Annotated in this window: 12 protein-coding genes; 4 read left to right on the forward strand and 8 right to left on the reverse strand. The window is 41.5% G+C overall.

Going from position 1 to position 14632, the window contains the following annotated elements; all coding sequences use genetic code 11:
- Positions 1–83 precede the first annotated feature (83 nt).
- Together ptsP and rppH are read right to left on the reverse strand one after the other, a co-directional pair.
- On the reverse strand, positions 84–2330 hold the full coding sequence (gene ptsP, locus ACWU4D_RS13760) for a phosphoenolpyruvate--protein phosphotransferase (protein ID WP_456052015.1): 2247 nt from the start codon (positions 2328–2330) through the stop codon (positions 84–86).
- Between the two features lie 2 nt (positions 2331–2332).
- Positions 2333–2860 (reverse strand): RNA pyrophosphohydrolase, encoded by a 528-nt coding sequence (rppH, locus tag ACWU4D_RS13765; protein ID WP_456052016.1) that lies wholly within the window; start codon positions 2858–2860, stop codon positions 2333–2335.
- Between the two features lie 613 nt (positions 2861–3473).
- On the opposite strand from rppH, the gene mutH reads away from it, so the two are divergent.
- Positions 3474–4142: a DNA mismatch repair endonuclease MutH gene (gene mutH / locus ACWU4D_RS13770; RefSeq protein WP_456052017.1), complete on the forward strand. Its 669-nt coding sequence runs from the start codon at positions 3474–3476 to the stop codon at positions 4140–4142.
- 144 nt (positions 4143–4286) lie between these two features.
- The gene (locus ACWU4D_RS13775; protein ID WP_456052018.1) at positions 4287–5321 is read left to right on the forward strand and encodes an NADP(H)-dependent aldo-keto reductase; all 1035 of its coding nucleotides are present in this window, start codon (positions 4287–4289) and stop codon (positions 5319–5321) included.
- Positions 5322–5385: 64 nt separating this feature from the next.
- Here the strand turns inward: ACWU4D_RS13775 and ACWU4D_RS13780 are convergent, their stop codons facing one another.
- The 5 genes from ACWU4D_RS13780 to prfB form a co-directional block, all read right to left on the reverse strand.
- The gene (locus tag ACWU4D_RS13780; RefSeq protein WP_456052019.1) at positions 5386–5637 is read right to left on the reverse strand and encodes a DUF1127 domain-containing protein; all 252 of its coding nucleotides are present in this window, start codon (positions 5635–5637) and stop codon (positions 5386–5388) included.
- Positions 5638–5740: 103 nt separating this feature from the next.
- Positions 5741–5914, reverse strand: a complete 174-nt coding sequence (locus ACWU4D_RS13785; protein ID WP_456052020.1) for a hypothetical protein — start codon at positions 5912–5914, stop codon at positions 5741–5743.
- A 272-nt stretch (positions 5915–6186) separates the two neighbouring features.
- A complete protein-coding gene (gene vpsR, locus ACWU4D_RS13790) occupies positions 6187–7521 on the reverse strand; it encodes a cyclic-di-GMP-binding transcriptional regulator VpsR (RefSeq protein ID WP_456052021.1) in 1335 nt (444 codons plus the stop codon).
- 332 nt (positions 7522–7853) lie between these two features.
- Complete coding sequence (gene lysS / locus ACWU4D_RS13795) at positions 7854–9374, reverse strand: lysine--tRNA ligase (RefSeq protein WP_456052022.1); 1521 nt, start codon at positions 9372–9374, stop codon at positions 7854–7856.
- Between the two features lie 113 nt (positions 9375–9487).
- Positions 9488–10586 (reverse strand): peptide chain release factor 2 gene (gene prfB, locus ACWU4D_RS13800; RefSeq protein ID WP_456052023.1). Its coding sequence is split into 2 segments (ribosomal slippage): positions 9488–10510 and positions 10512–10586, totalling 1098 coding nucleotides; the frame shifts between segments, so codons are not numbered across the junction.
- Positions 10587–10770: 184 nt separating this feature from the next.
- On the opposite strand from prfB, the gene ACWU4D_RS13805 reads away from it, so the two are divergent.
- A complete protein-coding gene (locus ACWU4D_RS13805; RefSeq protein ID WP_456052024.1) occupies positions 10771–11490 on the forward strand; it encodes a tRNA1(Val) (adenine(37)-N6)-methyltransferase in 720 nt (239 codons plus the stop codon).
- 90 nt (positions 11491–11580) lie between these two features.
- Positions 11581–12804: an ATP-dependent RNA helicase SrmB gene (gene srmB, locus ACWU4D_RS13810; protein WP_456052025.1), complete on the forward strand. Its 1224-nt coding sequence runs from the start codon at positions 11581–11583 to the stop codon at positions 12802–12804.
- A 76-nt stretch (positions 12805–12880) separates the two neighbouring features.
- Here srmB and prfC read toward each other — a convergent pair whose 3' ends face one another.
- Positions 12881–14470 (reverse strand): peptide chain release factor 3, encoded by a 1590-nt coding sequence (gene prfC, locus ACWU4D_RS13815; protein ID WP_456052026.1) that lies wholly within the window; start codon positions 14468–14470, stop codon positions 12881–12883.
- Between the last annotated feature and the right edge of the window lie 162 nt (positions 14471–14632).

Consider the following 14632-nt stretch of genomic DNA (forward strand, 5'->3'; position numbering starts at 1 on the left):
TTAATAAATATTCTCTCAACAACACGGTAGGACATTATGAGGGACGACCAAGTTCGATGATGATGTATCATTACGCCATTATCTTATTTTTTACCCGCACGAATAAATCCAGCAAAACCATTTTTCTCTAAATAATCACTCATCAAAGTATAAATTTGATGTCCATGGGTTTGCACCAAAGCTTGGTTAACGAGATGCTCTAGTTCTGCCAATTCGGTATTACGAATCATATATTTAACTTTAGCGACATTAGAGGTGTTCATACTCAACGTTCGATACCCCATCCCAATCAACAACATGGCTCCGAGAGGATCACCGGCTAACTCTCCACATACACATACATCAATATTGTTATTCTGACATGTGTCATAAATGTGTTTTAGCGCGAGAAAAACCGCAGGGTGCATCGATTCATAAATATCTGCAACCTTAGCATTATTACGATCAACCGCGAGTAAATATTGAGTTAAGTCATTGGTACCAATCGAAACAAAATCAATTTTATCGCAAATAAGCGGAAGCAGATAGATCATCGAAGGTACTTCAACCATGATGCCAATTTTAGGTTTAACGAGACTCGGATCAATTAGGGAAACTTCACTATACGCCTGTTCTATCAATTCAAGTGCGTCATCAACTTCTTGGATACTCGAAACCATTGGTAAAAGAATACTTAGGTTTTTCGAACCTGCACTTGCTCTGATCATCGCTCTGAGTTGAATAAGAAAAATATCAGGATGGCCTAGAGTAAACCGAATCCCACGCCAACCAAGAAATGGGTTCTCTTCAATAATAGGTAAATATGGTAAAGGTTTATCGCCGCCAATATCAAGCGTGCGCATAACCACTTTTTTATTAGGGTACGTACTTAAGATGCCACTATAGAGCTGAGTTTGTTCTTCTTCTGAAGGGAAACCATTACTAAGCAAGAAAGATATTTCAGTGCGATAAAGCCCTACACCATCAACACTTTGATTTATCGCGATACTGCTATCCATACTTAAACCAGCATTTAACAATACTTCGATCGCCTGACCATCTTGAGTCACAGCCGGTTGATCAACATGGAGGTTGACCATCGCCGACAACTCAGTTTCTTCCGTCGCTAAGGATTGATACTCCTCCAATAGACGCTGATCGGGATCGATATAAACTAAACCTGCATAGCCATCGACGACACCTTGGTGCTCACCAATAGTATTTAAGTTCACAGACGCTCCCATAACCGCAGGAATGCCGAGTGCTCTTGATAATATTGCCGCATGAGAGTTCGCTGAACCATCAACGGCAACAACTCCTAATAACTTATCTTTAGGTATACTGGCGAGAATTGAAGCGGTCAGCTCTTGAACAACCAAAATAATAGGCTGTTCAATGGATTGCATTTCATTTTCACTGTTGTAGAGAAAGTAAAGAACTCGTTGACCCAGCTCTTGAATATCCTGGGCACGTTCACGTAAATACGAATCAGACATACTAGCAAAACGTGCTGCATACGTTTCAACGACTTGACGCAATGCCCAATCAGCCCTATCTCCTAGTTTAATTTGAGTTTTCAGATCCTTTCTCAACATAGGATCATTCAGCAAGTGGGTAAAGAGATCGAATATCGCTAATGCATCTTTATTCAAATCTCCATCGAGCTTATTTCTCATACGACGGAAGTCACCTAATGCTCGATCAATTGCGAGCATTAGCCAATCGTGTTCTTTGTCAGGATTTAAACCCGATGCTGGAGAGACATCTTCTAATTGAGGTTGGCTGTTATCACACCAAAACTGACCAATAACAACCCCAGATGAAGCGGCAATACCGGATATTGCTCGATGCTGTTCCGATAACAACCACAAACCTTGAGTTTGAGCATGAGCAATCAAGATCGCTATCTGAGCAGCAAGAGTGACGAGGAAGGACTCTTCAACCTCATTAAATTGACGAGAAGAGCGTTGCTGAACAACTAAAACACCAAGCACTTTTTTACGATAAATAATCGGTGTACCTAGAAAACTATGGTAGACCTCTTCCCCTAAACTTTTAAAATACTTAAAGCTCGGATGTTTAGACGCTTCAGCAAGATTTATGGGTTCAGCCGAACGTTTTACCAGGCCTACTAACCCTTCTTCGAACCCAATATGAACCTTATCACCTTCAAACTTAAGGCCTTGAGTTGCCATAAGTTCTAGGCGAGATTTATCCTCATTTGCTAAGTATATCGTGCAGCATTCAGTTTCCATCGCAAGGCATGTTTGTTTAACTAGCACCTCCAACGCTTGATGAACGTTTTCTACTTTGGAAACCTGCTCAACGATTTCCCTTAGCTGAGAAAGCATGATTATCCTCTTCGATATCTACGTTTATTTTTTGCGGACGCGGTCTTACGCTCCCTAAATGGCATTGCTGTTGAAGCAAACTCCTTCATCGCTCGGCGATATACATCTCGCTTAAATGACACTACTTGTCTAACTGGGTACCAATAACTTACCCAACGCCAACCATCAAATTCAGGGGTTTGTCCGCGCTGCATATTCACTCTAGAGTCACTTGATTCTAGACGCAGGAGAAACCATTTCTGTTTTTGTCCGATACAAACTGGTTGAGAATCCCGACGAACAAGGCGCTTGGGAAGTTTATACTTCAACCAATGGCGACTCGTCGCCAAAATTTTCACATCCTTAGATGTTAGTCCAACTTCTTCATACAGCTCACGGAACATAGCCTGCTCAGGTGACTCACCTTCATCCATGCCGCCTTGCGGAAACTGCCAAGAGTGTTGTCCGTATCGTTTCGCCCAGAATACCTGACCATGGCTATTGCAGATAACTATACCAACATTGAGCCGGTAACCATCGCCATCGATCACTGGAAAACCTCTAGTAAATTTTTAATTACATTGATTTTTCCACATATCCCCAGTAGGAGCAAATTAACCTTGCAGGGAAAGACGAAATTTATGCACTGTAACGTGAAATGACGAATAAAAACCAAAAACATAAGTTATCAACATCATTTCAGCTTAACACGTCAATTTATTCACGTTTTCTGTGTATAACTATGTGAAGAAGCCAATGAAAAACTAGCTAGCAACAGATAACCACTTCAATATAGAAAATAAAAACCTCAAAAATATAATTAATTAATATTTAATTTCAATAAGTTAACCAATAAAACCAATTAAATAGTCAGCCAAAGATCTTTTTTGGATCGATTAAAAAAGTAAGTGTTCAAAGATCCATCAATAAAAAGATTATCCACATGTAATTTAAAATCTAAGGCTAAATCAATAATAAACTGCACTAAATTGGACAAGATCCTCATATACACAGTGCAAATGATTTATTTTTCCTTGTAATATGATTAATTTCTGTGGATAACCGTTTACTTATCCAACAACTCTTGATGAACGATCAATTTATCAAGATCTCGAGAACCTCTTTTGCTAAAATCAGATCACGTAAACGATCCCGCACTTATATATGAAACCAGAGCCTAAATCAGAACAAGAGTTACTAAAACGAGCTCATGAAATCGCTGGACTCACATTCGCTGAGTTAGCCGAGCACGCCAATATTCCCGTACCTAATGATTTGACTCGAGATAAAGGTTGGGTTGGGCAATTGCTGGAATGGCATTTGGGTGCTCAAGCAGGCAGTCGTCCTCAACAAGACTTTGAAACACTGGGTATCGAGCTAAAAAGCATTCCAGTGAGTTATCAAGGTAAGCCGCTGGAGACAACGTTTGTCTGTGTTGCTCCGTTAGTTGGTATACATGGACTAACTTGGGAGAATAGTCACGTTAGAAACAAACTGTCACGTGTGCTTTGGATTCCAGTCGAAGGCGAACGAGAAATCCCATTAGGAAATCGACGCGTTGGTTCACCACTTATCTGGTCACCAAACCAAGAAGAAGAAGCAAAACTGAAAGCCGATTGGGAGGAGTTAATGGAATTAATAGCATTAGGTCAGTTTAATCAAATCACTGCTCGTCATGGTGACGTTCTACAATTACGCCCTAAAGCGGCAAACGGTAAAGTTAAAACTGAAGCCGTTGGCAGCAGTGGAAAAATGATAAAAACCTTACCTAGAGGTTTTTATTTACGTACTCAATTTACTGATCTTATTCTAAAAACCCACTTTATTGGCTAATCCCGCTCTTCTTCTAAGCACCTTGTTCACATCTAGCTACTCTACTTAAGCTCGTTACTTTCCAATCAATAGGCACTTAGCTTATATTGGTGGTATATAAACGAAAATCATTGCCTTTTATGCCGCTGATAACAAGGAAGCCTTATGCATTATACGAAACTCCCTCATTCAACGTTAGAAGTCAGCAAAATATGCCTCGGTACAATGACGTTTGGAGAACAAAATACGGTTGATGACGCCTGTTCTCAACTTGATTATGCTCTAGAACGTGGGGTTAACTTTATTGATACCGCTGAAATGTACCCTGTGCCACCAAACGGAAAAACACAAGGGTTAACCGAAGACTATATTGGCCAATGGTTAGAAAAATCAGGAAAGCGTGAAAAAATTGTTCTTGCAAGTAAAGTCTCGGGCCCCACTCGAATTAACCATATTCGCGATAACATGGCGCTCGATCATCGAAATATTCATCAAGCGATTAATGATAGCCTCACGAGACTTAAAACAGATTATATCGATTTATATCAGCTTCATTGGCCACAACGTCAGACTAACTGTTTTGGTCAACTCAATTACCAAGAATCAAATGATCGCGATGATATACCGTTGATTGAAACCTTAGAAGTGATGACCGATTTAGTTAAAGCAGGAAAAATTCGCTATATCGGGGTATCAAACGAGACACCTTGGGGCGTAATGAGTTATCTCCGTTTGGCAGAAAAACATGATTTACCACGCATTGTTACGATTCAAAACCCTTACAACTTGCTCAATAGAACGTTCGAAGTGAGTTTATCTGAAATCAGTCATTACGAAGGCGTACAATTGTTGGCTTATTCTCCACTGGCTTTTGGAACATTAACGGGAAAATACCTTAATGGCGCAAGACCAACGGGGGCTCGATGCTCGTTATATGAACGCTTTCAACGTTATTTTACACCACAAGGAATTAAAGCTGCCGAGGCATATGTCCAGTTAGCCAATGAGCACAACCTAGATCCAGCTCAAATGGCGCTAGCATTTGTCAATCAACGTCCTTTTGTCGGTTCCAATATCATTGGGGCAACCAACCTTGAACAGTTAGCGAGTAATATTGATAGTATCAACCTCACTCTTTCAGATGAGGTACTGGCAAAAATCGAAGAGCTTTCAATACTCTATTCCAACCCTTGTCCGTAGCCTAAGTAGAGTTGCCTCCATTTTTCTTATTAAGTTGGGCGCCTAAGCAAGGCGCCCTTACTATTTACGTTGGTATTCTCAACCGATAAAAACGGCGAAGATGATATAGACGACGTTCAACTTGATTTGCAGAAAGTGGTCTATCTCCAATGGCTTGACCATCCGGTAAGATGCCAATATCACGTAATAAATACTCGCTATGCCATGGGATATCATTCGCTGTACGGCGTAATTTTCGCTGAAAAGCTCGCTCTTTATGTCGAATATCCGCACCAATAAACCAAGTTGCTAACGTAATATAAATAGAATGACGCATAACCTAACTCCTAAAATAGATTGAGCTGGGAGTAAGGCAGATTGAATAAGGGGAGTAGTGATCTTTTTCAAGCTGCCTGTTCCGCAGCTTGAATAAATAATGGCTAACGGATCATTTCATTGTTGGTTCGGTTATCTCGTTTATCTGCAAAAATCATGGCGACAGACGAATGCATAGACACCATAAGGTAGGCGTTATTACGCAGCATCACTGAAGACACAAAATGAGAGAAATGAGAAGAAGCAGAACATTGAGATAGTATCGATGTGATATTCATGTACGCCTCCGAAAAATGAAAAGTCCAATTAGTGTGAGGTGACAACCTCATAAATGATTATATGAAAATGAATTCACAATACAACCTAAATGTATGAATTTTATTCAATAGACTAGAATTAACTAAAAATCCGCTATTTAACACTGAAATAGCAACGTTATTCTCTGATATAAAATCGACTCTAAGTGATTTATATTGTTCGACTTTACAGATATAAAAAAGCCGCTGCGTTATAACACAGCGGCTTTTAGAAACAATAAATACGAATCTGCTTAAGCAATCTCTTCTGTCAGCAACCCATGTTTATTTAACAAACGGTACATCGTTGCTCGTGAAATTCCTAACTCTTTGGCTGCCTGAGATACCTGACCACCATTTGACTCAAGTACCATAACCAATGCTTCTTTTTCAGAGCGTTCTCTTACGCATTTGAGGCTCATCTTGCCTTCGCTACGTTTTGGTAAGTCCAAGTTATCTTGAGTTAGCATGACAGTATCTGACATCAATACCATGCGTTTGACCTGATTCGTTAGCTCACGAACATTACCCGGCCAGCTATATCGAGACAGCTCTTTCAATGCGTCATCGGTAAAACCACGTGCTTGGGCATTGTATTCCTTTGAAAAAAGCTGCAGATAATGTCGAGCCAATAACGGGATATCCGCTAATCGTTCTTTTAAACTTGGAACATTGACTCGCAGTACATTGATATAATGATAAAGCTCATCGTTAAAGTCGCCATCAATTAGCGCTTTTTCTAAGTCTGTCGAATTTGCTGCAAGAATACGTACATCAACCTTTTTAAAACCAGTCGATGATTCTACTGTTCCTTCTTGGAAAAAACGTAACAAGTTAACTTGTTGCTCTGCAGTAATAGACAGAATATCGTTAAGGAGGATCGTTCCACCATCGGCTTGCTCTAATAGTGATACAAATTCTTCTTCGTCATTATTAACGCCAAAAAGCTCTTTTTCAAAGCGACGTTCTGACATAGCACGACAATTTACAGGAATAAATGGACGCTGAGAACGAGCAGAATTTGCGTGAATCGCTTTCGCTACCATTTCTTTACCCGATCCATTTTCACCATGAATCAAGATGCTTACATCCGTTGGAGCGATGCGCTTAATTTGATCTCGTAAACGTTTAATCGGTACAGATTCCCCGATCAGTCCCATATCACCAGACGAACCATAGTTAGGCCAAACTTTTTTCTCAAGTTTCAACATTCCCAATTGATGACCAATCGTACTAAGCAATTGTGCATCTGGTATTGGAGCTGTAAAGAAATCAATACAAAAGTTAACAATGAATTGGCAAATCGTGTCTGAGCTTAACTGTGACTCACGAATAAAGGCAATCCAGCGAACTTGACGATGAGAACTCACCAAGGTTGCAATTCCATTTAAGCTGAATTCATCTTCACTTAAATCGACTACACCAATACAAGGCCCTGTTGACGCAAACAACGTATCAGCTTTGCGTAAATCAGCAACTTGAGAACAACGCCACCCAACCTGTTCTAATACTGATAACCATGGTTCATAGGTTCCACCAACTACAACCAAAGATCCTGGAACGGAATCCATTCGAAACTGATTATTCATGAACGATCCTTACCACTATTCTATTTAAAATAATTATTAACTATTTTACAGTGTACTAATATATGCAAAAGACGTAACTAAAAAAAAGCATTAGATTTTGGTTGTCTTATTAATAGGACAAGTAAAATTAATAATCTCAACAATACGTTATCCAACTCATTCTTCATTTAATAATACAAATATAAAATCTATGTCTTTTTGTTCTACGCCAAATCCGTATTACTACAAATGAGTACTATATTTTTTAGCATATAAAATAAAGAGCCTCTTCTAAATAGAAGAGGCTCTTTATAACAATTACAAATCGTAAAAACTGAACTAAGATCCAATAATTAATTCGATTGAGGTCTCATTGCAGGGAACAAAATCACATCACGAATCGTATGTGAATTGCTAAATAGCATTGCAAGACGATCAATACCAATTCCTTGACCCGCGGTTGGCGGTAGCCCATGTTCTAGCGCAACGATGTAATCGGCATCGTAGAACATCGCTTCATCATCACCTGACTCTTTCGCGTCGACTTGAGCTTTAAAGCGCGCATCTTGATCTTCTGCATCGTTAAGCTCAGAGAAGCCATTTGCCACTTCGCGGCCACCAATAAAGAACTCAAAACGATCGGTAATAAATGAGTTTTCATCATTACGACGAGCAAGCGGTGAAATATCAGCCGGATACTCTGTGATGAACGTTGGCTGAATCAGCTGTGGCTCCGCGGTTTCACCAAAAATTTCTTCTAGCAATTGACCGCATGTCCAGAAGGTTTCAACCTCGATATGTAGCGATTTAGCAATAGATACCATTAGGTCACGATTTTGAACGCCATCGTAATCTAGAGCTTGGATATCGGCATGATCTGGGTTGTAGTGTTTAATCGCATCCAACATGCTCATACGAGTATAAGTGCCACCAAATTCAACCATTTCATCGCCATACGGCATTGCGGTTGCGCCTAACACATCGAGCGCACAGGTTCTTAGCATCTCTTCAGTAAGATCCATCAGATCACGGTAGTCTGCGTATGCCATATAGAATTCCATCATGGTGAATTCTGGGTTATGGCGTGGTGACAAACCTTCATTACGGAAATTGCGGTTCACTTCGAATACACGATCAAACCCACCGACAACCAAACGCTTTAAGTAAAGCTCTGGCGCAATACGCAGATACATATCAATGTCTAACGCATTGTGATGCGTCACAAACGGACGAGCTGATGCACCACCAGGAATGGTTTGCATCATTGGTGTTTCTACTTCTAAGAACCCTTTTTTAGACATGAACGTTCGAATCGCAGCAACCAACTTAGAACGAATGATAAAGGCGTTACGAGAATCTTCGTTAACAATCAAATCGACATAGCGCTGGCGGTAGCGTTGCTCTTGGTCTGTTAAACCATGAAACTTTTCTGGAAGTGGACGAAGTGCTTTAGTAAGCAGTTCATACTCTTCCATATTAACGTAAAGATCGCCTTTTCCTGACTTATGTAACGCACCTTTAACACCAATGATGTCGCCAATGTCTAAGCCTTGATAGACTTCTTTTAGCTCTTTCTGCACAGGTTTCGCAGCATAAGCTTGAATACGACCCGATGTTTCTTGAATCACCAAGAAAGGACCACGCTTGGCCATAATGCGGCCCGCAATCGCAACGATATGATTTAAAGCTTCTAACTCTTCTTTACTCTTCTCACCAAACTCTTTTTGAAGATCACCAGCTAGGCTATCACGACGAAAATCATTCGGGTGACCATTAGATTTACCGATCTTTCGGATATGCTCCAATTTAGCGCGGCGCTCTGCAATCAGTTTGTTCTCTTCTAATAAATGGTCGTTTTGATTCGCATCAGTCATTTGGGATATGCCCTATACATGGTTTTCAGTAAAAAGTTACAGTAAAAATTTGTTATTTCTCTTTAACTTAAAAATATAAGCTTAGAAATATAAGTTTAGAGTTAGAACGAAAGCTAAAGCCCAGATTTTAAGCTTGCTTCAATAAATCGATCTAAGTCACCGTCGAGTACGGCTTGTGTATTTCTGTTTTCAACGCCGGTGCGCAAATCTTTTATTCGAGAATCATCCAATACATAAGATCGGATTTGGCTTCCCCAACCGATATCAGATTTGGCATCTTCGTTTGCTTGCTTCTCAGCATTTTGCTTATGAAGTTCCAATTCAAACAGTTTTGCACGCAACTGCTTCATCGCTTGATCTTTGTTTTTATGCTGTGAACGATCGTTTTGACACTGAACCACGGTGTTAGTGGGTAAGTGAGTAATACGCACCGCCGATTCTGTAGTGTTTACGTGCTGACCACCGGCACCAGATGCTCGGTATACATCAATGCGCAACTCTGCTGGGTTAATGTCGATCGCAATATTTTCATCCACCTCAGGATAAATAAAAGCAGAAGCAAACGAGGTATGTCGACGGCCGCCCGAATCAAATGGAGATTTACGCACAAGACGGTGAACACCGGTTTCGGTTCGTAACCAGCCATAGGCGTAATCACCAGCAATTCTTATCGTCGCCGATTTCAATCCAGCCACATCACCATCTGAGACTTCAATCACTTCAGTTTTAAAGCCTTTCGATTCCGCCCAACGCAGGTACATTCTGAGTAGCATTGACGTCCAATCTTGCGCTTCAGTACCACCAGAGCCTGCTTGAAGGTCGATATAGCAATCAGACTCATCATGATCGCCCGAGAACATGCGGCGAAATTCCAGCTTCTCTAATTTCGCTTCCAACTCAGATAGTTCAGGATCGATTTCATCAAACGTTTCTTGATCTTCTGCTTCAACAGCGAGTTCAAGTAACCCGTCAACATCATCGACACCTTGATCGAGCTGATCAATGGTTTCAACCACCGCTTCTAAGGCTGAACGCTCTTTGCCTAACGCTTGAGCACGTTCAGGTTCGTTCCACACATCGGATTGTTCTAGTTCAGCAGTGACTTCTTCTAAACGCTCTTTCTTGGCGTCATAGTCAAAGGTACCCCCTCAGGATATCTGTACGTTCAGATACGTCCTGTAGGCGGTTTTTTATAGGATTGATTTCAAACATCGTTGCACATTACTTTCGCATAGAATTTAACCGCAGAATTCTACTGAAAAATGTGATGAAGATACAGGAAAAAATGGAAAATTGGCCATTACTCTACAACAAATAGATTTCGCTCAGTTTTGTCCACAAAACCAAGTACCATAAAGTCGTTTTTAAATGCCATTATTCAGACGTTCAGAGGCTTATGACTATTCTTCATGATGAGAAAACCTTTCACTTCAAGCAGTTTGCTGTTACGCAAAAAGGTTGTGGAATGCCAGTGAGCACCGATGGGATTTTACTAGGAGCTTGGTTCGATGTGGAAAGCGCACAGCGTCTACTTGATATTGGTACCGGTACTGGGTTACTGGCACTGATGGCAGCACAGCGTTTTCCAGAAATCAGCATCGATGCCATCGAAATCGACTCAACAGCTTGTAAGATTGCGCAACACAATATTGATAATTCAAACTGGGCTCAGCGTATTTCAGTTCTGCAGCGTGATCTTTTATCTTTTACCAGCACTGCCAATTATGATGCGATTGTGTGTAACCCGCCCTATTTTACTAACGGTGAAAGTGCGCAAAGCATAGAAAGAGCAACCGCCCGCCACACTCTTCACTTCACTCATGAAACGCTACTGAAATGTTGCTATCAATTACTTTCTGCAAAGGGCAAAGCCAGTTTTATTCTGCCGATAATCGAAGGAAATAACATGATTGAGCATGCTAAGCAGGCAGGATGGCACCTCAGCCGTTATTGTGAAATACAAACTACCCCAAGAAAACCAACCTCGAGAGTACTATTCGAATTAACTAAGAAAAAGTCATCGTCTGTAGAGCAAAGAAATCTGATTATTCAGCAAGATGGTCACTACAGTGTGGAATTTATTAAGCTAACCAAGGCATTTTACCTTAAGATGTAATCAATTAGTGATGTGATTCCTACTAGGAAGCCACTATAATACTCGCCCTCAATTTTGCCACAATAATTGTCGTCACTCGGAGAACAGACAGTGATTAAAACTTTTGCCGACTTAGAACTAGACCCTAATTTGCTCCAAGCAATAGATGCGATGGGCTATTCTCGTCCAACTGCAATTCAAGAAGGTGTGGTTCCTCATGCGCTTGATGGTCGAGATGTATTAGCTTGTGCGCCTACTGGGACAGGGAAAACGGCTGCGTTTGTTCTTCCTGCATTGCAATTCTTACAAGATTTTCCACGCCGCCAACCAGGCCCAGCAAGGATTTTAATTCTCACTCCGACACGTGAACTTGCCATGCAGGTCGCCGACCAAGCGCGAGAGTTAGCCAAAAATACACACCTGCACATTTTTACAATTACAGGTGGCGTTCAATACCAAGAACACGCGGATATTTTGGCAACCACTCAAGACATTGTTGTTGCGACACCAGGTCGATTAATGGAGTACATTGAGGCTGAACGTTTCGATTGTCGTGCGATTGAATGGTTAATTCTTGATGAAGCCGATCGAATGCTTGATATGGGTTTTGCCCCTGTCGTCGACCGATTAGCCGCTGAATGTCGTTGGCGCAAACAAACACTCCTATTCTCAGCAACCCTTGAAGGACGTGGTGTCGAAGGCTTTACTAGCGAACTACTGAAAGAGCCTGTTGAAGTCAATGTAGAGCCACCTCGTCGAGAACGTAAAAAGATCTCTCAGTGGTATCACCGATGCGATGATATGCCACATAAGTTAACCCTTCTAAAAACGATCTTAACGGATCAGGCCGAGCGAGCCATTGTCTTTGTGAAAACGCGTGATCGTTTGGCTGATCTTCGCTCGGAACTCGAAAGAGCCAATATTCCTTGTGCATGGATTCAAGGGGAAATGCCTCAAGATCGACGCAATAATGCCATCAGTCGCTTTCGCGATGGTACGGTTAATATTTTGCTTGCCACCGATGTAGCCGCACGTGGTATCGATATCCCAGACATCAGTCATGTGATTAACTTCGATCTTCCTCGTACTGCTGATGTATTTCTTCACCGCGTGGGTAGAACTGCGCGTGCCGGCAAAAAAGGCATCGCAATTTCTTTGGTCGAAGCACACGATCAGGCAATGATGGAACGTATTTGTCGTTACACTAAAGAAGAAATTAAAGAGCGGTTTGTTAATGGTTTGCGTCCACAACATAAAAAACCGATCGTAAAGAAGAAAAAGAAAAAAGAGCCTGCTAAAAAAAGCGTGAAGAAAAAAGTGAAGAAGAAAAAATAACGCTTTTAGTCTGTAAATAAAAACAAAAGGGGACACTGCTACCAGTGTCCCCTTTTTTGTTTCGCTCAATAGACGATTAGTGCTCTCGTGTCGCACGGAACTCAACGTCAGGAAAACGTTCCTTCGAAAGATTCAAGTTCACCATCGTTGGGGCGATATAGGTCAAGTTATCCCCACCATCAAGGGCAAGGTTTGACTCACATTTACGTTTAAATTCTTCAAATTTCTTAACGTCAGTGCTATCAACCCAACGCGCGGTCGCGACACTCACACCTTCGTAGATGGCTTCCACGTTATACTCTGATTTCAAACGTGCCACCACCACATCAAACTGAAGCACACCGACGGCTCCAACAATAAGATCGTTATTTTGAAGCGGACGGAAAACTTGAACCGCCCCCTCTTCAGAAAGCTGAACAAGCCCCTTTAACAACTGCTTTTGTTTTAGTGGATCACGTAAACGAATCCGACGAAACAGTTCTGGTGCGAAGTTAGGAATTCCCGAGAACTTAAGTGCTTCACCGACAGAAAAAGTATCACCAATTTGAATCGTACCGTGGTTGTGTAAACCAATAATATCGCCGGCGTAAGCATGCTCGGCACGCGAACGATCACCCGCCATAAAGGTAACGGCATCAGAAATACTGACCTGCTTACCTATACGTACATGATTCATTTTCATGCCCTGAGTATAAGTTCCCGAAACTATTCGCATAAAGGCGATGCGGTCTCGGTGTTTCGGATCCATATTGGCTTGAATCTTAAACACAAAACCAGAAAAGCTATCTTCCGTTGCAACAACTTCACGCTCATTGGCTTGACGAGGCATCGGTGCCGGGGCCCACTCCGTTAATCCATCCAACATATGATCAACACCAAAGTTACCTAATGCTGTACCGAAGTAGACGGGGGTTAATTCACCTTCAAGGAAAAGCTCTTTATCGAAATCATTCGATGCGCCCATAACAAGCTCAAGTTCATCACGCAATTGTGCGGCCAGCTCGTCTCCGATCTCTTTATCCAAATCAGGATTATCTAGTCCTTTAACAATACGTTCTTCTTGAATCGTCGAACCTTGACCTGTTGAGTAAAGAATCGTCTCATCACGATGAATATGATAAACCCCTTTAAACTCTTTCCCACATCCGATAGGCCAGGTGATCGGCGCACAAAGAATGTTTAACTCATTCTCTACTTCATCAAGTAATTCCATTGGATCGCGAATATCGCGGTCGAGCTTATTCATGAACGTAATGATAGGAGTATCACGCAAACGAGTGACTTCCATTAATTTACGCGTACGATCCTCTACCCCTTTTGCGGCGTCGATAACCATAAGGCAGGAGTCAACAGCGGTTAACGTACGGTAGGTATCTTCCGAGAAATCTTCGTGTCCAGGAGTATCAAGCAAGTTCACCAAGCATTCGTTATATGGAAACTGCATCACTGACGTAGTAATCGAAATACCACGTTCTTTTTCCATATCCATCCAGTCAGATTTTGCGTGCTGCTTAGAACCACGGCCTTTTACAGTACCCGCTTGCTGAATCGCGCGACCAAAAAGCAGAACCTTCTCGGTAATCGTCGTTTTACCCGCATCAGGGTGAGAAATGATGGCGAACGTACGTCGCGTAGACACCTCGTGTAAAAGTTCTGCATTTGACATTAATTGAGTCTTCTCTGTTAAGGACAGATCGGATACCGAATTCCTCGTAATCATACGAACGGAACGAGGATTCGGTATCCAATCTAAATAAATTAGAAAAATTGGGCGCTATTTTCGCTTATCTTGATCGTTGACACAATCAAAACTTGGAAGGATGAATAT

Source organism: Vibrio phycocola (genome assembly GCF_053850235.1).

What these genes read in the sequence shown, in the direction of transcription:
- ptsP (WP_456052015.1), bottom strand. Translation starts at nt 2,330, where the DNA reads ATGCTTTCTCAGCTAAGGGAAATCGTTGAGCAGGTTTCCAAAGTAGAA.
- mutH (WP_456052017.1), top strand. Translation starts at nt 3,474, where the DNA reads ATGAAACCAGAGCCTAAATCAGAACAAGAGTTACTAAAACGAGCTCAT.
- ACWU4D_RS13775 (WP_456052018.1), top strand. Translation starts at nt 4,287, where the DNA reads ATGCATTATACGAAACTCCCTCATTCAACGTTAGAAGTCAGCAAAATA.
- ACWU4D_RS13780 (WP_456052019.1), bottom strand. Translation starts at nt 5,637, where the DNA reads ATGCGTCATTCTATTTATATTACGTTAGCAACTTGGTTTATTGGTGCG.
- ACWU4D_RS13785 (WP_456052020.1), bottom strand. Translation starts at nt 5,914, where the DNA reads ATGAATATCACATCGATACTATCTCAATGTTCTGCTTCTTCTCATTTC.
- vpsR (WP_456052021.1), bottom strand. Translation starts at nt 7,521, where the DNA reads ATGAATAATCAGTTTCGAATGGATTCCGTTCCAGGATCTTTGGTTGTA.
- lysS (WP_456052022.1), bottom strand. Translation starts at nt 9,374, where the DNA reads ATGACTGATGCGAATCAAAACGACCATTTATTAGAAGAGAACAAACTG.
- ACWU4D_RS13805 (WP_456052024.1), top strand. Translation starts at nt 10,771, where the DNA reads ATGACTATTCTTCATGATGAGAAAACCTTTCACTTCAAGCAGTTTGCT.
- prfC (WP_456052026.1), bottom strand. Translation starts at nt 14,470, where the DNA reads ATGTCAAATGCAGAACTTTTACACGAGGTGTCTACGCGACGTACGTTC.